A 21,474-nucleotide genomic window follows, 5' to 3' on the forward strand; every position below is an offset into this window, starting at 1 on the left:
TTGCGATTAGGCGCAAGCCCACGATTTGTCAACAGAAACGGGCAGGATTGGCGCGATTGTGAAGTTGTAACCTTAATCGCGATGCTTAATCCGGCCGCTTGTCTCTGTGCCGGCTCAGTAGCGGAACTGTTCGGCCAGGATGCGTTCGTTCCAGGAGTGGTTGGGATCGAATAGCAAAGTCGCGGTGGCAGTCGGCGATTCCCGTACCGTGACCGAGGTCACCGCCTTGACCTCCGTGTGGTCGGCGGCTGCGTTCACCGGCCGCTTTTCCGACTCCAGAATGTCGAAGCGCACGGTCGCCTTGTTGGAAAGCAATGCCCCGCGCCAGCGTCGCGGACGAAACGGGCTGACCGGCGTGAGAGCCAGAAGGGGCGCGTCGAGCGGAAGGATAGGGCCGTGCGCGGAAAGATTATATGCGGTCGATCCGGCCGGCGTCGCGATCATGACGCCGTCGCAGTTCAGTTCCTCGAGCCGTATCTGGTCATCGACGCTGATGCGGATCTTGGCCGTCTGATAGGATTGACGCCACAGCGCAACTTCGTTGATCGCCAGCGCCGTGACTTGTTCGCCATCCGAGGTGGTTGCCAGCATCTCCAGCGGGCGGATCGTTTCGGCGACCGCGGCCGCGATGCGCTCGGTGAGTCCTCCGGACCGGTACTCATTCATCAGGAAGCCGATTGTGCCACGGTTCATGCCGTAGACTTTTTTTCCCGTACCCATCGTGTCGCGCAAGGTCTGCAACAGGAAGCCGTCGCCACCCAGCGCCACCACGACAGTCGCCTCGGCGACCGAACATTGGCCATAGCGCGCCGACAGGCTCTCCAGCGCCGCCTTGGCGTCTGTTGTCTCGGACGAGACGAAAGCGATGCTGTTGGCGGCTGTGCTCATGGCTTCCCGATCGCGACCGATTGGCGCCGGCAGGTTCCGGCCGCCAGCGCCGGGGTAGCATGAGGCGGGCGGGTCTGCAAAGAGAGCCTCTGCCGGTTCACGAAGCGACGGTGCGGCGGTGCCGCCGCACAGGGCGGTCGCGGTTGATGTCGTGGCGCGACCGAATGTGATGGTTAAGGCCAGGCTTAAGGTCTCGTAAAGCCGGACCGATCATGTTAGCCGGCATGGGTGGCGTGGGGCGCCCGCAGCATCTACCTTATCCTTCGGGACGCAAAGGACGCTGCGGCACGTTAGATTTGTGCGCGTGATCCCGCGGATCCTGATGCCGGGGACATGCGCCAGCTAGACGAGGCCGACATATTGCCGGTAGCACGCCTGATCATCGTCTTTGTCATGTTGGGAAGTTTCGCGCTTGTCTTCGCCGAACTGGTGCGCCAGTCGGAACAAATGAGCGCCAGACCGGTCCCCACGGCCTCACGCTGCGGTGATGCCGCCGGAATGCCTTGCCCGCAAAGAGCGCTGTAGGCCGCCAAAATAGGCTCATCGATCCCGCACCGAGTCTCGCCGGCGCCCGGCGCTTGCCGCTCATCCGACGGCGTGAGGCAGGACAAGGTCGATCGTTGCAACTGCGGCGTCGATAAAAGCACCGATGGAAAGGCTTCGGATCTGAAATGGATCCCGTTTCCCTTGCCCTGGGAAACGAACGCTGCGCCGCATTGACCGGCAGAGTTCTGGGTTGTGAGGGCGGCCGATCGCCTGGTGCACATCAAGTTTGTCGTCCTGCCGACAGAAGCGGCTGAAGGCTCCCGCCCGCGTTCTTCGCTTTTCACGCGAGCCGAAAGTGCCAGGGAGCGGGCAGGAGAAATCGTCACTTCGGTATCGTTGTCTACGAAAAATTCAGCTCTTGAGTTTAGTTTGAAATCTGATACAACTTAAAAGGGTATGAAAAAGGGGGGGGGAATAAATGGGGACGTTTTCCATCTGGCATTGGGCGATCGTGCTGCTGCTGATCGGCGTGCCTGTTTTCTTTGCTGTTCGATCAGCCGCGAAGCCGTCACAGAATCCTGAGGCTCTTGTGGGCTTCGGTGGCTGGCTGATGCTGCTGGCGATCGGTCAGACGTTGTCACCGCTGCGCACGATCGCCGACTTCGCCAATTCGGCCGACGGCTACCGGCAACTCATGACTCTCCCAAATGGGCCGCTGGCGGTGTATGGGGAGGTTGCCCTCAATCTCGCATTTCTGGCGCTTCAACTGGTTGTGCTGGTTTCGATGCTGCGGCGAAGCCGCCGGTTCCCGCAATTGTTTCTGCTTCAGTGCCTTGCGATCCCTGTCGTTTTTGTCCTGGATACGATCTGGACTTCGTCAGTTCTGGGCGTTCCGGTGAACCAGGTGCTCGCAGGCAATGCGCTGGTGGCACCCCTGGCGTCTTTTGTGGGGGTCGGCATCTGGGCTGCTTATGTCTACAAATCTGTGAGGGTGAGGAATACGTTCACCAGGACGAACGTGTCGGCCCAAATCGCGAGCGCCTCATAGAGAGTGGCGGCGCTCGTAATCGCTCTACACCGGGGTTTCGGAGGACTGCGTCTAAGGGCTTGGGGTGGACCGCCACCCGGAGCTCGAAGAGCGAATGGTGGTGCCCCCGGACGGAATCGAACCGCCGACCTTCGGTTTACAAAACCGCTGCTCTACCAGCTGAGCTACAAGGGCACGGCGCTCCGGTTAGCATATTTGTTGCGCCAGTAAAGACAAAACTCCATTTTTGGCCCCGTCGTGGTGGATGATGCCATGGCCCGCGCTGAAATCCGCAAACGCGCTTCCTACATGAGGATGAGGATGCAATCGCTCGGGCGAGGCTCGCATGGTCAGATTTGTCATCATTCTCCCCATCATCTTCGTCAGTTGGATGCTGCTGGTGAAGCTCATCAGCGATGTGAAGAAGGCCAATGTCGACTGGACGGGCGTCACCACGATCATCGGTTTCATCGCGCTTGCCTTCTGGCTTCGCCATATCACCGGCATGGGCTGGTGAGAGAGTGAGTAGTGAGTAGTCGGTAGTGAGCGGTCCGGCGTGGTTTCATTTCACTACTCACTACTCACTACTCACTACTCACTACTCACCCACCATCCCCCCCCAAAAAATCTCCAGACCTGTCGAACCTTTTGCCGGCCCGCGCCGACTGAGGTTCAGGGGCGAATGGTCGCCTCGATCAAAGGATCCAGGAGATCACTATGCTTAAGCGCAGTTTCGTTTCCGGCCTCGTCGCCATCGTCGTTGCAACCGGCGCGCTCGCCGGCACCGTCCAGTCTTCGTCGGCTCATGGCATGCATCACCACCATCATCATTTCGACGACTACCTCTACTACCAGGATTACCCGGACTACCCGGATTACTGGTGGGTCTATGGCCATCATCATCACCGTCATCACCACCACCACCGCATCATCATCTACTGAGCGCAGCCTGACGGCGTGATTGAAGGAACCAGTCCAGGAAAGGGCGGCTTCGGCCGCCCTTTTTGCATCGATCTGTCGCCGTCACGGCCGATGACGCGATTGGGCGCAAGGTGCCTGAAGCGCCGGAATCTGGATGATCAACGCCGGCGGGGCCGCCGCGCCTTCAGGCAGCGGATCCCAGCTTCCTCGAAAAAAAATCAAACCCCGTCGAACCTTTTTCAATGCCGCGGCGACAGATGATCAAGAGGCGGATGGATCGCCTCGGTCAACGAAGCAAGGAGATCATCATGTTCAAGCGCACATTCATTTCCGGCCTCATCGCCACCACCGTCGCCGCCACCGCTTTGGTCGGCACCGTCCAGCCATCGGCGGCTCACTCGCATCACCACGACCTCGGCATCGGCATCGCCGCCGGCGTTGGCGGTTTCGTCCTCGGCAGCCTGCTTGCCCAGCAGCAACCGCGCACGGTCTACGTCGACGAAGATGGCGGTTCCTGGCACGTCCGCCGCTGCTTCGCGCGTTACGCGAGCTACGACCCGGATTCCGATACCTATATCGGCCATGACGGCTATAGCCACTACTGCCGACTCTGAGGGGAGGCGGACGACAGGAAAGAGGGGTTGCGAGGCAGCCCCTCTTCGTCGTTTGAAGATCGCCTTCCTAGAGGTGCGTCTTCGGGTCGAGGATCGGCAAACCGGCCACACGGCAGATGCCGCCAATTTCAAGCCGGGCAGCCTCCGTATCGTCGCCCATCGCGACCAGTTCAAAGCTGCTTGCGGCTTGCGGATAGACCTTGGCGATGAATGGCTTGTCGCCGCCATCGACGCCAGGCGAGGTCTTGGCGTTGACGGCACCGCAGACCACGATCTCCTGGCGGCCGTCCAGCGTTCGCTCGCCGGCGAGCATGGTCCCGAATCTGGCGGAGGCCGAATCCAGCAGGCGCTGGCGCATACCGGTCGTGATGATCTCTTCCAGCGCGAGTGAGATCGGGATGGGATTGACCCGCTGGCCGCCGGTATCGGGTCGTGGCGTCGTCGCCACGCATCCGCAAAGCGAAGCGGCAAGCAGAAGCTGAACTATTTTCCTCATTCGCGCCCTGTCGCATGCATTCGGGCGCCACGGCAAGACGGCCAATTTTATTCAGCGCGCGCCATGTCGGACATGCAGCTCCAAACACCTTGCCATGCGCTTGGTGATCAACTGACCGCCACGCCGCCTATCATCCTGGTCACCTGGATCGCGGCGTCGCGCACGAGCGGGCCGATCTCGGCCAGTCGGTCGGGCGTGACCCGTACCGTCGGTCCGGAAACGGAAACGCCGCCGATCGGTTCGCCATACTCGTTGAAGATGGCGGCGGCGACGCAACGCATGCCGGGGTGGCGCTCCTCGTCGTCAACCGACCAGCCGCGATGCTTGGTGGCCGCCAGATCATGGGCGAGGGCGGAGATGTCGGAAAGGGTCTTGTCCGTATAGCGCTGCAGGCCCGCCTTGCGCAGGATGGCTCCGACGCGCTCCGGTTCGAGATGCGCCAGCACCGCCTTGCCGATGCCCGAGGCATGGAAGGGACTGCGCGTGCCCGGCCGGAAGAAGGCGCGGATCGCCTGATGCGTCTCGACCTGGCTGACGAAGACCACGCAGTCGTCCTCGGCGACGCCGAGATTGGCGGTCTCGCCGGTCTTCTCCATCAGTTCCTGCATGACGATGCGGGCACGGTCCACAAGCTTGCGGCGGCGCAGGAACGCCGCGCCCATGCGGTAGGTCTCGACACCGATCGACCAGAGCTGGTCTGACGTGTCGAACTCGACCATGCCGTGGTTTTCGAGCGTCGTCAGCATGCGGTAGGCGGTGGAGGCGGCGAGCCCGCTTTGGGCCGATATCTCGCTCAGCGACAGGCCGCTGCCTTCCGCGACAATGGCCAGAATGCGCAAGGCACGGTCGAGCGACTGCACCGAGGCAGCTTCGGCCGGACCATTGAAGGAGCGCGGGCGCCCGCGCTGACGTTTTTCGCTGGTTTCCATGGTCGGCATTCTCGGCCGTTTCTTCCAAGATGCAATGAAAAAGTTTTTCAGGACTTTCCGAGCGCAAATGCTGGAAAAGAGAAAAGTCAATAAAATCAGTTAATAGTCGCCGTTTTCTCGAAATGAAAAAATATTCTGGAAAAATTGAAAAATCACCCGCCCGGTGACATCCTTAGCCATCCAACAATCATCTCGTGGAGGCTGGAAATGGCCAGGATGCGCGCTGTCGATGCCGCTGTTCTCGTTCTCGAAAAGGAAGGCATTTCCTGTGCCTTCGGCGTGCCGGGCGCGGCGATCAATCCGCTGTACTCGGCGATGAAGGCGAGGGGCACCATCCGCCATGTCCTTGCCCGCCACGTCGAAGGCGCCTCGCATATGGCCGAAGGCTATACCCGCGCCAAGGCAGGCAATATCGGTCTCTGTATCGGCACTTCGGGGCCGGCCGGCACCGACATGATCACGGGGCTCTATTCGGCCGCGGCCGATTCCATTCCGATCCTGTGCATCACCGGACAGGCGCCGCGCGCGCGCCTCAACAAGGAGGATTTCCAGGCTGTCGACATCGCCGCCATCGCCGCGCCCGTCGCCAAATGGGCGGTGACGGTCATGGAGCCCTATCTGGTGCCAATGGCGCTGCAGAAGGCGTTCCATCTGATGCGCTCGTCGCGGCCGGGTCCGGTGCTGATCGACCTGCCGGTCGACGTCCAGCTGGCCGAGATCGAGTTCGACATCGATGCCTATGAGCCGCTGGCGCCATTCAAGCCGGCGATGACACGCGCCCAGGCCGAAAAGGCGCTGGCGATGCTCAACGCGGCCGAGAAGCCGCTGATCGTCGCCGGCGGCGGCATCATCAATGCCGACGCCTCCGACCTGCTGATCGAATTTGCCGAGATCACGGGCGTTCCGGTGGTCCCGACGCTGATGGGCTGGGGCGCGATCCCCGACGACCACCGGCTGATGGCCGGTATGTGCGGGCTGCAGACCTCGCACCGCTACGGCAACGCGACGATGCTGGAAGCCGATTTCGTCTTCGGCATCGGCAACCGCTGGGCCAACCGCCATACCGGCTCGGTCGATGTTTATACAAAGGGAAAAAAGTTCATCCATGTCGACATCGAGCCCACTCAAATAGGCCGTGTCTTCGCGCCCGATCTCGGCGTCGTCTCCGATGCGGGCGCGGCGCTGAAGATGCTGCTCGACGTCGCCACCGAGTGGAAGACAGCGGGCAGGCTGCGCGACTGGTCGGACTGGGCCAAGGAATGCCAGGGCCGCAAGAAGACCATGAAACGCAAGACCCATTTCGACCAGGTGCCGCTGAAGCCGCAGCGTGTCTATGAGGAGATGAACAAGGCGTTCGGCCGTGACGTCACCTATGTCACCACCATCGGCCTGTCGCAGATTGCCGGCGCGCAGTTCCTGCATGTCTACAAGCCGCGCAACTGGATCAATTGCGGCCAGGCCGGTCCGCTCGGCTGGACGCTGCCGGCAGCACTTGGCGTGCGCGCCGCCGATCCAGACCGCACCATCGTGGCGCTGTCGGGCGACTATGATTTCCAGTTCATGATCGAGGAACTGGCGGTCGGCGCGCAGCACAAGCTGCCCTACATCCACGTCGTCGTGAACAATGCTTATCTCGGCCTGATCCGCCAGGCCCAGCGCGGCTTCTCGATGGATTATGAGGTCAGCCTCGCCTTCGAGAACATCAACCGTACCGGCGATCCCGAGGCCGGCTACGGCGTCGACCATGTCACCGTCGCCGAGGCGATGGGCTGCAAGGCGGTCAGGGTGCGAAAGCCGGAGGAATTCGCCGGCGCTTTCAAGCAAGCGGAGCGATTGATGAAGGAGCACCAGGTTCCGGTCGTGCTCGAATTCATTCTCGAACGGGTCACCAACATCTCGATGGGCACCGAGATCGACAAGATCACCGAATTCGAGGACCTTGCCGAACGTCAGGAAGACGCGCCGACCGCGATCGTGATGCTCGACTAATTTTGTTTGAGCATCGGGTCCGATGCTCCAGGGAGAAAAAGAATGCCGCGTTTTTCAGCCAATCTGTCGATGCTCTTTGGCGAGCATGATTTCCTCGACCGTTTCGATGCCGCCGCCCGCGCCGGCTTCAAGGGTGTCGAATATATCGGCCCTTATGATCACGCGCCCGATGTGGTGGCCGCACGACTGAAGAAGAACGACCTGACGCAAGTGCTGTTCAACCTGCCGGCGGGCGACTGGGCCAAGGGCGAGCGCGGCATCGCCGTGCTGCCGGATCGCGTGCCGGAATTCCGCCAGGGCATCGCCAAGGCGATCACTTATGCGCAGGCGCTTGGCTGCGGGCAGGTCAACTGCCTCGCCGGCATCGCGCCGCAGGGCATTGCACGGGATACGCTTGGAAATGTCTTTGCCGAAAATCTCGCCTTCGCGGCGGAGAAGCTGGAGCAGGCCGGCATCAAGCTGCTGATCGAACCAATCAATACGCGCGATATTCCCGGCTTCTTCCTGAACTATTCCGACCAGGCGCTGGCCCTGATCGACCGCGTCGGCTCGAAGAACCTGTACCTGCAATACGACATCTATCACATGCAGATCATGGAGGGGGATCTCGCCCGTAGAATCGAGGCAAACCTCGGCCGCATCGCGCATATCCAGCTTGCGGACAATCCCGGCCGTCACGAGCCGGGGACGGGCGAGATCAACTATCCTTTCCTCTACGACCATATCGATCGGATTGGCTATTCCGGCTGGGTGGGGGCGGAATACAAGCCGAAGGCGGGGACGGAAGCCGGACTGGGGTGGTTCAGGGAACTGACTGGGCGGGGAAGTGCGGCGGCGTAGTGGGAATTTTGCGCCACGCACGCTGCCTTGACAGAGACGGAGAGAAACAATGGAAATCATCGGCTTTATCGGCCTCGGCATCATGGGCGCGCCTATGGCGGGGCATCTGCTCGACGCCGGCTACAGCGTCATCGCCAGCGACCACCGCTCCAAGCCGCCGGCCGATCTCATTGCCAAGGGCCTGAAGACGGTTACCGGCCATGCCGCCGTGGCCAAGGCCGCCGAGATCATCATCACCATGGTGCCGGATACCCCACAGGTGGCCGAGGTGCTGTTCGGTCAGAACGGCGTCGCGTCCGGCCTGACCAAGGGCAAACTCGTCATCGACATGAGTTCGATCTCGCCGATCGAGACAAAGGAATTCGCAAAAAGGATCAACGATCTCGGTTGCGCCTATCTCGATGCGCCGGTTTCGGGCGGTGAGGTCGGCGCCAAGGCGGCATCCCTCACCATCATGGTCGGCGGCGACGAAAAGATCTTCGAGTGTGCGAAACCGGTTTTCGAAAAGATGGGCAAGAACATCACCTTGGTCGGGCCGAACGGTGTCGGCCAGACCACCAAGGTCGCCAACCAGATCGTCGTCGCGCTAACCATTGAAGCCGTCGCCGAAGCACTTGTTTTTGCAGCGAAAGCCGGCGCCGATCCGGCCAAGGTCAGGCAGGCGCTGATGGGCGGGCTGGCAGCGTCACGCATCCTCGAAGTGCATGGCGAGCGGATGGTCAAGCGCACCTTCGCTCCGGGTTTCCGCATCGAACTGCACCAGAAGGATCTCAACCTGGCACTGGAGGGTGCGAAGGCGCTCGGTGTGTCACTGCCCAACACCTCGACCACCCAGCAGCTGTTCAATTCCTGTGCGGCCAATGGCGGCGCGAAGGAAGATCATTCCGCGCTGGTGAGGGCGCTGGAGCGGATGGCGAATTTCGAGGTCGGTGGCGAGCCAGCCGAAGTGAAAGGCAAAGCGGCATAGGTCGGGAGAGGGCGGCATAACGTTCCCAAGCCGCCACCTTTTGTCCTAACCCAGGAACGGGTTCCGGCAAGGTCGCCGGGACCCGTTTTGGTTCCTGGCGAGAGGCTTGCCGCTCCCAGTCAGCCGCGCTTCAGAAATGCCCGCGCCGCATAAAGGCTGACCGCCGCTGCGTTCGACACGTTGAGCGAGCGGATAGCGCCGGGCATGTCGAGGCGGGCCAACGTCGTCACCGTCTCGCGCGTCTTCTGGCGCAGGCCCTTGCCTTCGGCGCCGAGCACCAGCGCTATCCGGTCTCCGGCAAAGCTGATTTCGAGTTCCGCCGGCCCGTCCGAATCAAGCCCGATGGTCTGGAAGCCGGCCTCGTGCAACTGGCCCAGCGCATCGGCGAGGTTCTTGACCTCGATCTGATCGATATGCTCCAGCGCGCCGGAGGCGGATTTTGCCAGCACGCCAGATTCCTGCGGACTATGGCGGGCCGTGGTAATCAACGCGCCGGCGCCGAAAGCCGCCGCCGAACGCAGGATGGCGCCGACATTGTGCGGATCGGTGACCTGGTCGAGCACCAGCACCAGCCTGGTGTCGCCGAGTGCGTCGAGGCGCTTGGGCTTCAATGGCTCCGCCTCGATCAGTACGCCCTGATGCACGGCGTCCGAGCCGGTAATCTTGTCGATGTCCCTGGGTTCGACCAGTTCCGCCCTGAAGGGCAAGGCGGTGAGATCGGCTATCTCAAGGCGCTCGGCCGCATTGCGCGTCACCAGCATTTTCTTGATCCGGCGGCGCGGATTGTCGAGTGCCGCACGCACCGTATGCAAGCCGTAGAGCCGCACCAGCCCGTCGGCCGCGTTTTCGCCTGGTGGCACGGGTTGCCGGGGCTTGAACGCCGGCGCGCCGCCGCTTTTCTCGTCGCGAAAGGCGCGGCGCAACTTGGCGTAGTGGGTGTCTTTCGGGGTATTGGAATTGTTGCTCATGGCCGGCTTCTATAGCCGTCTCCTCCCGCCAAGGATATGCCCTGTCGCCGCGGCCGGCGAACAACGTCGAAAAACCCTTCCTGCGCGGTTGACACCCACTGGCCTTGCCGCCATAAGGCGCTTCGCTGGTTTCGGAGAAGACACAACTCGGGTCCGAAATTGGCGCGAATGCCTCGTTGCATGGCTGCGGCGGCAGATTGGAGAGGTGCCCGAGTGGTTAAAGGGGACGGACTGTAAATCCGTTAGCTTAGCTTACGTTGGTTCGAATCCAACCCTCTCCACCACTGCCGGCCCGGAAGCCCTGAAACGCGAAAACATCGGACCGAAAAGTGCATGGCGCTTTTCAGGTAAATCCGGCACGTCAGCTTGCCGTCTGAGCCGCTCGCACGGAACCTGCCATCGCTTGATCCACATCTTGGACCGGATCAGAATGAGGCAGAGGGTGATCGCAGGCACCGCTCTGTACGAAATCGACAATTGGCTCCTGTGTGAAAATGCGCGATCATTGGAAGATGGCACGCAAGTTGGACGACAAACTCGATTGCAAGGCTTGCGGGACGATCCAGATGGACATTCCCGACGACGCCACGGAGTCGACGCCAATTTATTGCAGCAATTGCGGTGCTTTTCTCGGCGAATGGGGTGAATTGCAGGACGATTTCTACCGCCAGGCTCGCGACGCCGAAGCATTCGACCTGCGCGACGGCAACATTATCAAGAAGTAGGATGCGATGAACGCAACCTCCGGATTGCCGCGGGGGGTGCTAGATCGCTATCGGACCGCTCGTCTGTCGGCGAGGCGCACCTGTTTGGCCAGGGGCTCAGTCCCGATTAGCTGACGTCGATGATGACCATCAACCCGCCGCCGCCCTTTTCCTCGACATTGTTGTTCGTCGTGTGATGCGGAATGTGGCAGTGGATCAGCCATTTGCCGCGCTGTCGCGCCTTCCAGACGACGTCATAGCGCTGCCCTGGCCCAAGGTTGATCGTATCGGCCAGGAAGCGCGCCGGCGGGGCAAGTGTTTCGCCATCGCGGGCAACAACCTCGAAGGGGCCGCCATGGATATGCATTGGATGGATAAAGCCATTATTGGTGCCGATGAAACGCACTTTCAGCGTCTCGCCGAGCTTCATGTGGATCGTATCGGTTGAGGGATAGGCCCTGCCGTTGATGGTGAAAAAATTCGGCATGCCGCCTTCCATCGGCATCGAGGGATAGGTCAGCCCATCGCGCACCAGCCATTCCTGTAGTTCGATCACGTAGTCATGGTCGGCCTGAACCTCATCGGCGGGATTGGCGGGGTCGATGATCAGCGCGCCATAGAGGCCGAGCGCCTGGGTGCGGTCGGGCTTGGCGTGCGGATGATAGAAATAGGTCCCATGCTGGATGGCGGTGAATTCATAGGAATAGGATTGCCCGGGCTCGATCGGCGCCTGGGTAATCTCGGCGGGGCCGTCCATCTGGTTCGGCAGGATCATGCCGTGCCAATGCACCGTCGTTTCCTCCGGTAGGTCATTGGTGACATTGATGCGGACCCTGTCGGCCTGTCTGATGTGGATGCGCGGCCCGGGAATCTGTCCGTTATAGGCATAGGCATCGACCGCGACGTCGGGCAGTATCTGCCAACGGATCACCGACGGCCTGAGTTCGAACACCTTGATGCCGTTCTCCAGGCGAAACGGCAGTTCCTGGTCGCCTCTGGCAGCGAGATCGTAGGACGCTGTCACCCGACGCGGATCGGTTGCCGCCATGTCACGCATGGCCTCGGCCGGCGTATCGCGATCCATGATCATGCCTTGCGGCATGATCACCCCACCGACGTCACGCGCCGACAGCGTCAAATTCAGCCAGTTCGCCGGCGCGGCCATGCCGATCGCCAGCGTGATCAAGGATACCAGGCCGAGGGCCGCGATCTGCGTGATTGTAGCGTCCGAATTCATCTGGTGGCCACTGCTTTTGCCCCCGTGGGAGGTCTTGTCGTGGTGTCGTCCTTGCCGTTGGTGCGTAGACGGTTCTCGGCGGCTCGTTCCGGTGGTCCGCGGGCGCAGCGTCATCAGCCCATGCTTCAATCCGCGTGCCACCAGCCAGACATTGGCGGGATAGGCGAGCGTGAAGCCGGCGATAACGCCGATCGACATCACGCCCCAGAACAGAAGTTCCGTCGGCTCCATCGCGCGCATGTCACGTCCCATCATCAAGAAGCTCATGACAGGTGCCATTCCTGCCATCATGAAATTCATCGAGATGAACTCGGGCAGGAAGCTCTTGCGCACATTCCGCCAATAGGTGCCGCCCATCATCGACTTCATGAACAGCGACTGGAAGATGAACAGGCCGAAGGCGAAGCCGGAGACATATTCGACGATGAGATCGAGCCACATCGGCAAGCCGAGCGTCGCCGTGATGACGGCGGCCAGAATGATGCCTGTCGCATCCCCGGCAACGCAGTGAATGGTCGAGCCGACGCCCTGCTTCCACAGCGGCCGTGTAAAGACCTCGTGCTCGCCCGGTCGTGGTTCCTTGTCGGCCAACACATAGAGAAGCAGGCCGATTGGGCCCATATAGAGGGTCACCAGGATGAAGCCCCACTTCATCACCACCGGTTCGGGATTGTTGCGGTACTGGTCGAAGCCGACATAGAGAGTGGAGGCAGCGGCAACAGAGAACCAGATGGCAAGGAAATAGTCGATCGGCTGGATGAGCATGGATGCATCCTGATCCTGGATCAGTGGCTTATGGAAAGGCGCTCAATTCGGTGAACGCCGTCAGCGCGTTTATGATCCGGCCAGCCGCATTTTGGTGGGGGCCGAATTCTCCGGTTTTGCGCCCTTGTCGAAGCACCGCCGCGCGATAATTCCCTTGAAGGCGTGGGCACTTCTCCCTCCACGACAGGAGCTGACCATGAAACACCAGACACTCGATCAACTGCAGGCCGTCGCCAGGATTGAACCCTCGGCGCCACATTCGGAAATGACGCGAGATGAGCGCATCGCGCGATGGGCTGAACTTCTCGATCAGAATCCCGAGCGATGCCTTGGCGCGTTTACAGGTACCGAACATATGCATCCGGAGGCACGCGCCATGGCACGCGGCGAAGGATCGGCAATTACTGTTGCCTTCGAAGACCCGATGCTGCGCGCGTCGGGTCTAAGGGATGACACTTATGGCGAGGCCAAGCGCTTCTTCGAACTGAACGACTGGCAACTGCATGACATCGTTTGCGATTGTCACGTAGGCGCTACCATGAAGGCGCGGTGGGCTGCGGCTCGGGTCCGCGCGACAATTGGCGGCAACAGGTTTCTTACCTGGTTGAGGCAAAGGATCATGTTCTGACGCGCCGGGCGGCTTAGGTGAGGATCGTCTCCTGTTCGCAACCGCGTGCGGTGCGACCCCACCTGACCCGTCTTGTCTATCAGTCCCTGTGCTCGTGGCATAGCCGAACGGCTGCACGATGACTTCTCTGCGTTCTGCCGGCTACGGCGGTGGCTAGCCGCCGTCCCATGCCGGTTGCGAAAGGGCACGGTTAAAAAGTAAGAGCATGCGCGTCTTGATGGTTTTCACGCTCCTGCTGGTTGCAGTCGCAACAGCGCTCTCACTTGCCCATGCGTTGGAGCTACCGGGCAAAATGCGCCTAAGAGAGGCAACCTACAAGGCAGTGCAGACGATCTACTATCCCGGCTTCACGATCGGCGGTTTTGCCGAATCAGAGGCATCCTCGCGCTCGCCATCTGCTCTATTCGACGCCTTCTGCAAGTACTCGTTTCTGGTGGGACGCTCGCGTCGCTATTCTTCCTGGCGGCGCAACACGCGACCTATTGGTTGGTCGCACATCCCGTCAATAATTTCTGGGTGCGGGACGTCGCCATGCCGAGATCGGGCGTGGCGTTTTTCTCCATGTTCGCTCGGAAGCAAGATGGTGATTGGAGAGATTTCCGGAATATCTGGGAGATGTCGCACGTCATCAGAGCAAGCCTTGCAATGTCAAGCCTGACCTCAATCGCCGTTGCGGCAACGCTTTTTGCGGATGGCTGATCGGCGGGAGCCCGGCGGCAAGCCGGCAACCAAATTCGCGGAGCCTCGTTGTCGAACATCAGCCAGAGGAGGTTTCGATGAAGAAATCCTTGTCGCTTCTGGTGTTGGCTGCTGCCCTCGCGCTCGGTGCCTGTGATGACAGCACCGAACCGACGAAAGCCAACACCGACGCCATCAACAAGAATCCGCAGGTTGACCAGGATGCCAGACCCAAGTCGACGACTGGCGGCGACCAGCCGGTTACGGCGCCGGAGAGCAAATGAACCCTGTCTCATTTTGCGATACGCCACTGCTGCGCATCGCCTATCTCGATGGTGGCCCGCAAGACGGTCCGCCGGTCGTCCTGCTGCATGGTTGGCCAGACGACGCGACCACTTACGCGCGCATTTCGCCGGTCCTTCACGAGGCCGGCTTTCGGACGTTTTCGCCGTGGCTGCGAGGTTTTGGACAGACGTCGTTCCTGTCGAAAGAAACCATGCGATCCGGCGAAATTGCCGCAATGGCGCAGGACGTGCTGGACTTTGCCGATGCGCTTGGCCTCAGCCGCTTTGCGATCGTCGGTCACGACTGGGGAGCACGGATCGCCTACCTCCTGGCCTCGATCTTTCCCGATCGCATCAGTTGCTGCGCTGCGCTATCACTTGGCTGGCAACCCGGCAAACCGGCAACGCCGGCGCCTGAACAGGCGAAAGCGTTTTGGTATCAATGGTTCATGGCAACAGCGCGCGGCGCCGAGTTCGTGCGAAAGAACCACAAGGAATTTGCCAGATTCCAATGGGACAGCTGGAGCCCGTTGGGGTGGTTCGACGACACCATTTTCGATAAAGTGGCTGCATCCTTCGACAACCCGGATTGGCCGGACGTGACGTTGCATTCCTATCGGGTTCGCTGGGGTGAGGCGGAGCCCGATCCGGGTTACGCGGAGCTGGCCCGCCGGCAAACATCGGTCAAGATCATCACGGTGCCGACCTTGACGCTTCACGGTGGCGACGACCGTGTTGTACTGCCCCCATCGTCGGAAGGACTGGAGGAGCATTTCACGGCGCCCTACAAACGAGTGGTCCTGGACGCGGTCGGGCACTTCCCGACACGTGAGGCTCCACACGAGGTTTCGCGGCTGTTGGCGAGCTTTCTCGACAGTTTCGGTAGCCGATAATCGCTTGGCTCGGCGGTCCATTGGCCTCACCGCACAAGCTGGAACCTGATGCATCGCCGCGCATTTCGTTTTCATTGATGGATCGAAACGCAGTCTGACGATCAATCGATAGCCAGGGAGAATTCGGATGCAAACTTCAGTCGCAATGTCAGAACACGACTTTCGCCCACTGACCATCGAGCCGTTTGCCGGAACGGTGACCGTGCGATTTTCCGATGCTGTGGTCGCAGCCACGGAGCGCGCGAAGCTAGTTAGGGAAGAGGGACAGGAGCCGACGTTCTTTATCCCTTTCGAGGACATCTATTTCGAGCTTTTCGAAAAGACCAACACCACAAGCAGCTCACCGCTCAAGGGAACCGCGAGCTATTGGCGGGTCCATGCCGTCGGTAGCTCGGCCGACGACTTCATGTGGGCATACGAGACGCCCGATACGGCAGCGCGGGCCATCGCAGGTCATGGCACCTTCGATCCGCAAAAGGCGCGCATCGATGTCGACCCTTTGGAGGACAAACGGCACACCCCGCATGTCATGGAATAGGACTATCTTCGATGTCGATGCCGGGCTTGGCATATGGTCCGTTGGGGCATCGGTGCATGCATGTCTGTGTCGATATGCAAAAGCTGTTTGCCGAGCCGTCGCAGTGGGCGACCCCCTGGATCACCCGTGTCCTTCCTCATATCGAAAGGTTGGTCGAAAGACGAGCGCCACAGACCGTCTTCACGCGCTTCCTGCCCGCGCAAAAGCCGGGGCAGGGCGTTGGTACATGGAAGCGCTATTATGAGCGCTGGGCCTCGATGGCGATCGAAAATATTGGTCCCGAAATGGTCGGCCTGTTGCCGGCATTAGCCGCTTACTGCCCGCCAGCGGCCATCATCGACAAGCACATATACTCGCCTTGGTTCGAAGGTCACCTCCGGGCTTTTCTGAACGAACGCGACATCGATACGCTGGTCATCACCGGCGGCGAAACCGACGTGTGCGTTCTGGCTACGGTGCTCGGAGCGATCGATTTCGGCTATCGCGTGGTTCTCGTTACGGACGCGCTGTGCAGTTCTTCCGACGCAACGCATGATGCGCTGCTGACCGTTTATCACCAACGGTTCGCACAGCAGGTGGAGACCGTCGAGATGGAGACGGTTCTCTCGAACTGGATCTGACGTTGCCGGTCATTCGCCACATTCAATGCCGGCGACTTGCAATAAGAGCCGAGAAAACGCAGGCGGCAGAAGTTCTGGAATAGGTCGGCGGGGCGCCGGTTATTTCGGCTGGCGCTTGTCGGGTCTTGGAGACCGCAGCAGCAAGGCGAGGGGAACAAACAGTGCCGTCGCGATGGCGCAGTAGCGAAAAACGTCGATGTAGGCGAGCAGCGAGGCCTGGCGCGCGATCAACTGCCCGAGCCAGCCGACGGCTTGCTGCTTGGCCTCAAGCATGTTCGAGCCCTGGGCGACAAAGTGATCCGTCACCTGACGCAGCAACTGCTGATAGGCCGACGACGATTGCGCGGTATGGCTGACAAGGTTCGATTGATGCAGCTGCGCGTTCTGCGCGATCACGGTGTTCGACAATGACACGCCGATGCTCCCGCCGATGTTGCGGGCGACGTTGATCAGCGCCGACGCCTGGTTGGTCTTCTGCGGAGCGAGGCCGACATAGGCCGCTGTCGAAATGGGAATGAACAGGAACGGCAGGCCGATCATCAGGAAGATGCGCGCGAAGGCAAAGAAGCGGAAGCTAGCATCCGGGGTGAGCGACGTCATGTGCCACAAGGCGACCACGACAACGGACATGCCCATCACAATCAGATATTTGGGCTGCACCAATCCGGCGGCAAATCCGGAAATCGGCATCAGGATCAGCATGGCGATGCCGCCGGGCATCATGGAAAGGCCCGACAGGGTGGCCGTATAGTCGAAGGCGGTCTGTTGCAGCTGCGGCATCAACTGCGTGGTGCTAAACAACACGGCGCCGACCGCCATCATCACCAGGAACGACGTGCCGAACTGGCGGCTGAAGAGCAGGCGAATATCGACGATCGGATCGCGGTGACGGAACTCCCACGGGATGAGCAGCAGGAACGAGATCGCCGAGATCACGGCAAAAGTCGTGATGAAACCCGATGCGAACCAGTCGTTGCGCTGACCCTCATCGAGGAAGATTTCCAGGCAGCCAAGAGCGGTGGCGACCAGGATGAACCCGACCCAATCTATTCTGAGGCCGCCCTTCAGCCGCTCCTGACGTTCGCGCTCGATCACCTCCGGCTCGACAAGCAGCCACTGCACCAAGGCAAGCGACATGATGCCGAACGGCACGTTGATGAAGAAGATCCAGTGCCAGGAGAAATGGTCGGTCAGCCAGCCGCCGAGGGTCGGCCCGACTGTCGGTGCGACGATGACGGCGATGCCATAAAGGGCAAAAGCCTGGGAACGCTTCTCGGGCGGAAAGGTATCGGCAAGGATGGACTGTTCGCTCGGCGCCATGCCGCCGCCGCCCAGACCCTGCAGGATCCTGAAGAAAATAAGCATTTCCAGATTGGGCGCGAGGCCGCACAACAGCGATGCGATGGTGAACGTTGCCACGCAAAGCATGTAGTAGCGCTTCCGCCCGATCACGCTGGCCAACCAGCCGCTGATCGGGATGATTACGGAATTCGCGACCAGATAGGTAGTGATCACCCAGGTGCTCTCGTCCATCCCGGCAGCCAGGCTGCCGGCGATGTTGCGCAGGGCCACGTTGGCGATCGAGGTATCCAGCACCAGCATGAAGGTGGCGATGGAGACGACGATGGCGATCAGCCACGGGTTGCGCCCGCCGGCGGCGGACCGGCTTTCGCTTTGGTCGCTGGAGATTTCGCCAGTCATCGCACCTTGACCGTCGGCACCACCGACAGGCCCGGCCCCAGCAGCACGCCGGGCGCTTTGTCGAAGACGATCTTCACCGGCACGCGCTGCACCACCTTGACGAAGTTGCCGGTGGCATTTTCGGCCGGCAGCAGGCTGAAGGCGGTGCCACTACCCGCCTGGATGCTGTCGACGCGGCCATGAAAAGATCTTTCCGGATAGGCGTCGATATCGATGTCGACCGGCTGTCCCGGCCGCATCAGATCGAGCTGTGTTTCCTTGAAGTTGGCCTTCACCCAGACTTCGTCGGGAACAAACATCATCAGAACCTGGCCTGGCTGGGCATAGGTGCCGTTGGCGACCGAAATGCTGGTTGCCCGCCCGGAGACCGGTGCGGTGACGGTTGTGCGGGACAGCATCGTACTCGCCTGGTTCTGGCTGGCCTTGGCCTGATCGAGCTTGGCTTCGGCGCTCTTGGTCTGCGCCTGCAAAACAGCGACCTGGCTCTTGGCGGCAGCCACATTGGCTTGGGCGCTGTCGAGAGCAGCCTGGTCCTGGCGCAGCGTGGAAGCGGCCTGCTGCGCCTGCTGTTGGGTGGCTGTGCCCTTGGCAAGAAGTTCACGGTTCCGCTGGTCCTCGGCTTTGGCAAAATCGAGGGCGGCCTGCGCTTGCGCCATCTGCTTCTGCGCTTCATCGATCTTTGCGTTTTGAGCTGTGATCTGGGCCCCTACGTCGACAATGTCGGCCTGCGCCGAGACCACCCCGGCATCGGCCTGCTTGAGGCTGGCCCGATAGTCGCTGTCATCGATGCGCAACAGGACGTCGCCCGCCTTGACCGGCTGGTTGTCGGTCACGGCAAGATCAGTGATCCGTCCTGATATCTCGGCGCTGACCGTTATCGTGCGGGCGTCGATAAAAGCGTCGTCGGTCGATTCATACTGGCGGGCATTCAGTCACCACATGACCAGCCCCACCGCAGCCAGCAGCAGCACGATCAGGATTGCAATGGACGCGTAAGGATGCCGCCGGGGGAAAGCTAGGAGGCGGGGCTTTTGTTCATCCGCCTCCTTGTCCCGCGTTTCGCGCTCCGGAGCGTTAGGCTGCGCCACATCGCCCATGCGTTTTGGCGACGCATCCGGTCCGGCCTTGCTCGAAGCGCCGCGCGCATTCCTGATTTTGTCTGGTTCTTCAGTCTCGGTTTTTGCGTCCACGGGGAGAACTTTCACGGATGGCGCCGACCGCTTTAACGACCGACTAAACGACAGCTCTTCACAAAAGTTCCTGACGAACAGGCTGGGCGGCATTGGTCGGGGATCAGCTCCAAAGCCACTCAACGGACGGCAAATCTGATCACCGCGATGAGGATCACGATGCCGACCAGTCCTGCGATGAAGATGATCCGGCGTGTGCGGGTGCGCAGGATGATCTCACCTTGCCGCGTCTGTTCAGCCGAAAAGAAAGGGCCTTCGTCACCATTTCGATCGCTGCGCCGATCGCTCGGATCATTGCTCATGATCGCCTCCTTCCTGGAAACCTGTCGAGGACAACCACGGCCTTGCGGCTTAAGTTCCGCACGGCCGTCCTGCAAAAGAAACGATCACAGCGGTGTGAGGAGGGAACTTTGCCTCCCACGAGCAGTTTGGTCCGCTTGAGATTCCAGCCAGCCGGAAAGCCAGCCATGTCCAATTCCACAAATCCCAGCGGCCTGAGCAGACGCACCTTCATGACGGGTTCTGTTACGGCGGCAGCCGCAGTGCCTCTCATGGCCGCCTCGACAAGAGCCGCCGAGCCATCGCCAGCCAGAGCGGTCGAACCGCGCGACCTGTCGACGATCTCGCTTCGGATCAACAAGCAGGCCTACACCCTGGCACTCGACAATCGCACGAGCCTGCTTGACGCCCTGCGTGATCATGTTGGCCTGACCGGTACCAAGAAGGGTTGCGACCACGGCCAGTGCGGCGCCTGCACCGTTCTTGTCGATGGGAAGCGGGTGCTATCCTGCCTGAGCTTCGCCGTCATGAACCAGGGACGCGAGGTCACGACTGTCGAAGGCCTGACTTCGGCCGACGGCGAACTGCACCCGGTACAGCAGGCGTTCGTCGACCATGATGCCTTTCAATGTGGCTACTGCACGCCGGGCCAGATCATGTCCGCCATCGGTTGCATCGATGAAGGCCATGCCGGTTCGGAGGATGACATCCGCGAATATATGAGCGGCAATCTGTGCCGGTGCGCGGCCTATCCGAACATCGTTGCGGCGATCATCCAGGCGCGCGACGAGATCAGGAGAGCCTAGGATGCGTCCCTTCCTCTATGAAAGACCAACGAGCGTCTCGGCGGCGATCGCCATGGCGTCTCATCTTGAGGCCAGGCATGTTGCGCCAACACAGGCCAACACCCAGTTCATCGCCGGCGGCACCAATCTGGCCGACTACATGAAGCTGGGTGTCGCGCAGCCGGAGCGGTTGCTCGACCTTAACGAGCTTGCCGAGCCTGCTTTGCGGCAGATCGAAACGAACGACGACACCATCCGTTTCGGTGCGCTGGTTCGCATGGGTGAGGCAGCCGACAACAATGAAGTCAGGCGCCGCTGCCCGCTCCTTGCCGACAGTCTGAAATTCGCCGCCAGCGGCCAGCTTCGCAATATGGCCAGCCTCGCCGGCAATATCCTGCAGCGAACGCGATGCGAGTATTTTCGCGAAACCTCCTGGCCGTGCAACAAGCGGGAGCCCGGCTCCGGCTGTGCGGCGATGGAAGGGGTAAACCGCCAACATGCCGTGCTCGGCGTCAGCGATGCCTGTATCGCTACCTATCACGGTGATTTCGCGCAGGCGCTGATCGCGCTCGACGCGGTCGTTGAAGTGGAAGGGCGGCGTGGCCCGCGCAAGATCCCGTTCGCCGGGCTGCACCGGCTTCCCGGTGACACGCCCAACATCGAGACGGATCTGGCCGCCGATGAAGTCATCGTCGCCATCGAGGTTCCGCTTGGCGCATGGAGCCGTCGCTCGCGCTACCTGAAGATACGCGACCGCGAATCCTACGCATTCGCGCTGGCTTCGGCGGCGGTTGCGCTGGAGATGGATGGCAACACGGTCAGGCAAGCGCGTATAGCGCTCGGCGGCGTCGCGACGGTGCCGTGGCGCGCGAGGGCGGCGGAGGATGCGCTGCGCGGCAATGCCCTCGACGACAAGACCGCGGCAGCTGCGGCTGAAGCCGCATTCGCCGATGCCAGGCCACGAGAACACAACGCATTCAAGATACCGCTGGGAAAGCGCACGCTGGTGCGAGCGCTGCTCGAAACCCGTGACATGAAGGTCTGAGC

24 protein-coding genes and 2 tRNA genes are annotated in these 21,474 nt (G+C 61.1%); 16 read left to right on the forward strand and 10 right to left on the reverse strand.

Going from position 1 to position 21,474, the window contains the following annotated elements; translation table 11 throughout:
- Positions 1-114 precede the first annotated feature (114 nt).
- The gene (locus tag M653_RS0131680; protein WP_027146866.1) at positions 115-888 is read right to left on the reverse strand and encodes an NAD kinase; all 774 of its coding nucleotides are present in this window, start codon (positions 886-888) and stop codon (positions 115-117) included.
- Positions 889-1,852: 964 nt separating this feature from the next.
- On the opposite strand from M653_RS0131680, the gene M653_RS0131690 reads away from it, so the two are divergent.
- Positions 1,853-2,422: a DUF2569 family protein gene (locus M653_RS0131690; RefSeq protein WP_027146868.1), complete on the forward strand. Its 570-nt coding sequence runs from the start codon at positions 1,853-1,855 to the stop codon at positions 2,420-2,422.
- Positions 2,423-2,520: 98 nt separating this feature from the next.
- Here M653_RS0131690 and M653_RS0131695 read toward each other — a convergent pair.
- Positions 2,521-2,596 (reverse strand) — tRNA-Thr (locus M653_RS0131695).
- A gap of 151 nt (positions 2,597-2,747) precedes the next feature.
- On the opposite strand from M653_RS0131695, the gene M653_RS1000000136505 reads away from it, so the two are divergent.
- From M653_RS1000000136505 to M653_RS0131710, 3 genes are all read left to right on the forward strand, one after another.
- Positions 2,748-2,918 (forward strand): hypothetical protein, encoded by a 171-nt coding sequence (locus M653_RS1000000136505; RefSeq protein ID WP_084637111.1) that lies wholly within the window; start codon positions 2,748-2,750, stop codon positions 2,916-2,918.
- Between the two features lie 200 nt (positions 2,919-3,118).
- Complete coding sequence (locus tag M653_RS0131705; protein WP_027146869.1) at positions 3,119-3,343, forward strand: hypothetical protein; 225 nt, start codon at positions 3,119-3,121, stop codon at positions 3,341-3,343.
- 287 nt (positions 3,344-3,630) lie between these two features.
- Positions 3,631-3,936 carry a BA14K family protein gene (locus M653_RS0131710; protein WP_027146870.1) on the forward strand — a complete coding sequence of 102 codons (306 nt, stop codon included), beginning with the start codon at positions 3,631-3,633 and terminating at the stop codon, positions 3,934-3,936.
- Between the two features lie 67 nt (positions 3,937-4,003).
- Here the strand turns inward: M653_RS0131710 and M653_RS0131715 are convergent, their stop codons facing one another.
- Both M653_RS0131715 and bhcR read right to left on the reverse strand, forming a co-directional pair.
- Positions 4,004-4,432, reverse strand: coding sequence for a hypothetical protein (locus M653_RS0131715; protein ID WP_027146871.1), 429 nt, complete (start codon positions 4,430-4,432; stop codon positions 4,004-4,006).
- A gap of 107 nt (positions 4,433-4,539) precedes the next feature.
- Positions 4,540-5,361, reverse strand: a complete 822-nt coding sequence (gene bhcR, locus M653_RS0131720) for an HTH-type transcriptional regulator BhcR (protein WP_027146872.1) — start codon at positions 5,359-5,361, stop codon at positions 4,540-4,542.
- 207 nt (positions 5,362-5,568) lie between these two features.
- On the opposite strand from bhcR, the gene gcl reads away from it, so the two are divergent.
- The 3 genes from gcl to M653_RS0131740 are packed head-to-tail and all read left to right on the forward strand — an operon-like array spanning position 5,569 to position 9,157.
- Positions 5,569-7,350: a glyoxylate carboligase gene (gcl, locus tag M653_RS0131730; protein ID WP_027146873.1), complete on the forward strand. Its 1,782-nt coding sequence runs from the start codon at positions 5,569-5,571 to the stop codon at positions 7,348-7,350.
- A 42-nt stretch (positions 7,351-7,392) separates the two neighbouring features.
- Positions 7,393-8,190, forward strand: coding sequence for a 2-oxo-tetronate isomerase (gene otnI, locus M653_RS0131735; RefSeq protein WP_027146874.1), 798 nt, complete (start codon positions 7,393-7,395; stop codon positions 8,188-8,190).
- Between the two features lie 49 nt (positions 8,191-8,239).
- Positions 8,240-9,157 carry a 2-hydroxy-3-oxopropionate reductase gene (locus tag M653_RS0131740; RefSeq protein WP_027146875.1) on the forward strand — a complete coding sequence of 306 codons (918 nt, stop codon included), beginning with the start codon at positions 8,240-8,242 and terminating at the stop codon, positions 9,155-9,157.
- A 119-nt stretch (positions 9,158-9,276) separates the two neighbouring features.
- Here M653_RS0131740 and M653_RS0131745 read toward each other — a convergent pair whose 3' ends face one another.
- On the reverse strand, positions 9,277-10,125 hold the full coding sequence (locus M653_RS0131745) for an RNA methyltransferase (protein WP_027146876.1): 849 nt from the start codon (positions 10,123-10,125) through the stop codon (positions 9,277-9,279).
- Between the two features lie 199 nt (positions 10,126-10,324).
- Here M653_RS0131745 and M653_RS0131750 point away from each other — a divergent pair.
- Positions 10,325-10,409, forward strand: a tRNA-Tyr gene (locus M653_RS0131750).
- Between the two features lie 282 nt (positions 10,410-10,691).
- The gene (locus M653_RS01000000134225) at positions 10,692-10,850 is read left to right on the forward strand and encodes a hypothetical protein (protein ID WP_084637125.1); all 159 of its coding nucleotides are present in this window, start codon (positions 10,692-10,694) and stop codon (positions 10,848-10,850) included.
- A gap of 106 nt (positions 10,851-10,956) precedes the next feature.
- Here the strand turns inward: M653_RS01000000134225 and M653_RS0131760 are convergent, their stop codons facing one another.
- Positions 10,957-12,831 carry a DUF4396 domain-containing protein gene (locus M653_RS0131760; RefSeq protein WP_027146877.1) on the reverse strand — a complete coding sequence of 625 codons (1,875 nt, stop codon included), beginning with the start codon at positions 12,829-12,831 and terminating at the stop codon, positions 10,957-10,959.
- Positions 12,832-13,027: 196 nt separating this feature from the next.
- On the opposite strand from M653_RS0131760, the gene M653_RS0131765 reads away from it, so the two are divergent.
- From M653_RS0131765 to M653_RS0131790, 5 genes are all read left to right on the forward strand, one after another.
- Entirely contained in the window at positions 13,028-13,459 is a 432-nt protein-coding gene (locus M653_RS0131765; protein ID WP_027146878.1) for a hypothetical protein, read from the forward strand.
- A gap of 776 nt (positions 13,460-14,235) precedes the next feature.
- Positions 14,236-14,421, forward strand: a complete 186-nt coding sequence (locus tag M653_RS0131775) for a hypothetical protein (protein ID WP_027146879.1) — start codon at positions 14,236-14,238, stop codon at positions 14,419-14,421.
- Positions 14,418-15,314, forward strand: a complete 897-nt coding sequence (locus M653_RS0131780; RefSeq protein WP_027146880.1) for an alpha/beta hydrolase — start codon at positions 14,418-14,420, stop codon at positions 15,312-15,314. The genes M653_RS0131775 and M653_RS0131780 overlap by 4 nt, the downstream gene beginning before the upstream one ends.
- 127 nt (positions 15,315-15,441) lie before the next feature.
- Positions 15,442-15,852 (forward strand): DUF427 domain-containing protein, encoded by a 411-nt coding sequence (locus M653_RS0131785; protein WP_027146881.1) that lies wholly within the window; start codon positions 15,442-15,444, stop codon positions 15,850-15,852.
- 11 nt (positions 15,853-15,863) lie between these two features.
- Positions 15,864-16,472: an isochorismatase family cysteine hydrolase gene (locus tag M653_RS0131790; RefSeq protein WP_027146882.1), complete on the forward strand. Its 609-nt coding sequence runs from the start codon at positions 15,864-15,866 to the stop codon at positions 16,470-16,472.
- Positions 16,473-16,571: 99 nt separating this feature from the next.
- Here the strand turns inward: M653_RS0131790 and M653_RS0131795 are convergent, their stop codons facing one another.
- From M653_RS0131795 to M653_RS0131805, 4 genes are read right to left on the reverse strand one after another with little or no spacing between them, the layout of a single operon-like run.
- Entirely contained in the window at positions 16,572-18,173 is a 1,602-nt protein-coding gene (locus tag M653_RS0131795) for a DHA2 family efflux MFS transporter permease subunit (RefSeq protein ID WP_051442897.1), read from the reverse strand.
- Positions 18,170-19,105, reverse strand: coding sequence for an HlyD family secretion protein (locus tag M653_RS1000000134875; RefSeq protein WP_280940130.1), 936 nt, complete (start codon positions 19,103-19,105; stop codon positions 18,170-18,172). The genes M653_RS0131795 and M653_RS1000000134875 overlap by 4 nt, the downstream gene beginning before the upstream one ends.
- Positions 19,106-19,456 carry a hypothetical protein gene (locus M653_RS1000000138055; RefSeq protein ID WP_245262418.1) on the reverse strand — a complete coding sequence of 117 codons (351 nt, stop codon included), beginning with the start codon at positions 19,454-19,456 and terminating at the stop codon, positions 19,106-19,108.
- A gap of 26 nt (positions 19,457-19,482) precedes the next feature.
- Positions 19,483-19,665, reverse strand: coding sequence for a hypothetical protein (locus tag M653_RS0131805; RefSeq protein WP_027146884.1), 183 nt, complete (start codon positions 19,663-19,665; stop codon positions 19,483-19,485).
- Positions 19,666-19,830: 165 nt separating this feature from the next.
- On the opposite strand from M653_RS0131805, the gene M653_RS0131810 reads away from it, so the two are divergent.
- Both M653_RS0131810 and M653_RS0131815 read left to right on the forward strand, forming a co-directional pair.
- A complete protein-coding gene (locus M653_RS0131810) occupies positions 19,831-20,448 on the forward strand; it encodes a (2Fe-2S)-binding protein (RefSeq protein ID WP_027146885.1) in 618 nt (205 codons plus the stop codon).
- A gap of 1 nt (position 20,449) precedes the next feature.
- Positions 20,450-21,472, forward strand: coding sequence for a xanthine dehydrogenase family protein subunit M (locus M653_RS0131815; protein ID WP_027146886.1), 1,023 nt, complete (start codon positions 20,450-20,452; stop codon positions 21,470-21,472).
- The last annotated feature ends 2 nt before the right edge of the window (positions 21,473-21,474 follow it).

The organism is Mesorhizobium sp. WSM3626, assembly GCF_000513935.1.
In the GTDB taxonomy this organism is placed as follows: Bacteria; Pseudomonadota; Alphaproteobacteria; order Rhizobiales; family Rhizobiaceae; genus Mesorhizobium; species Mesorhizobium salmacidum.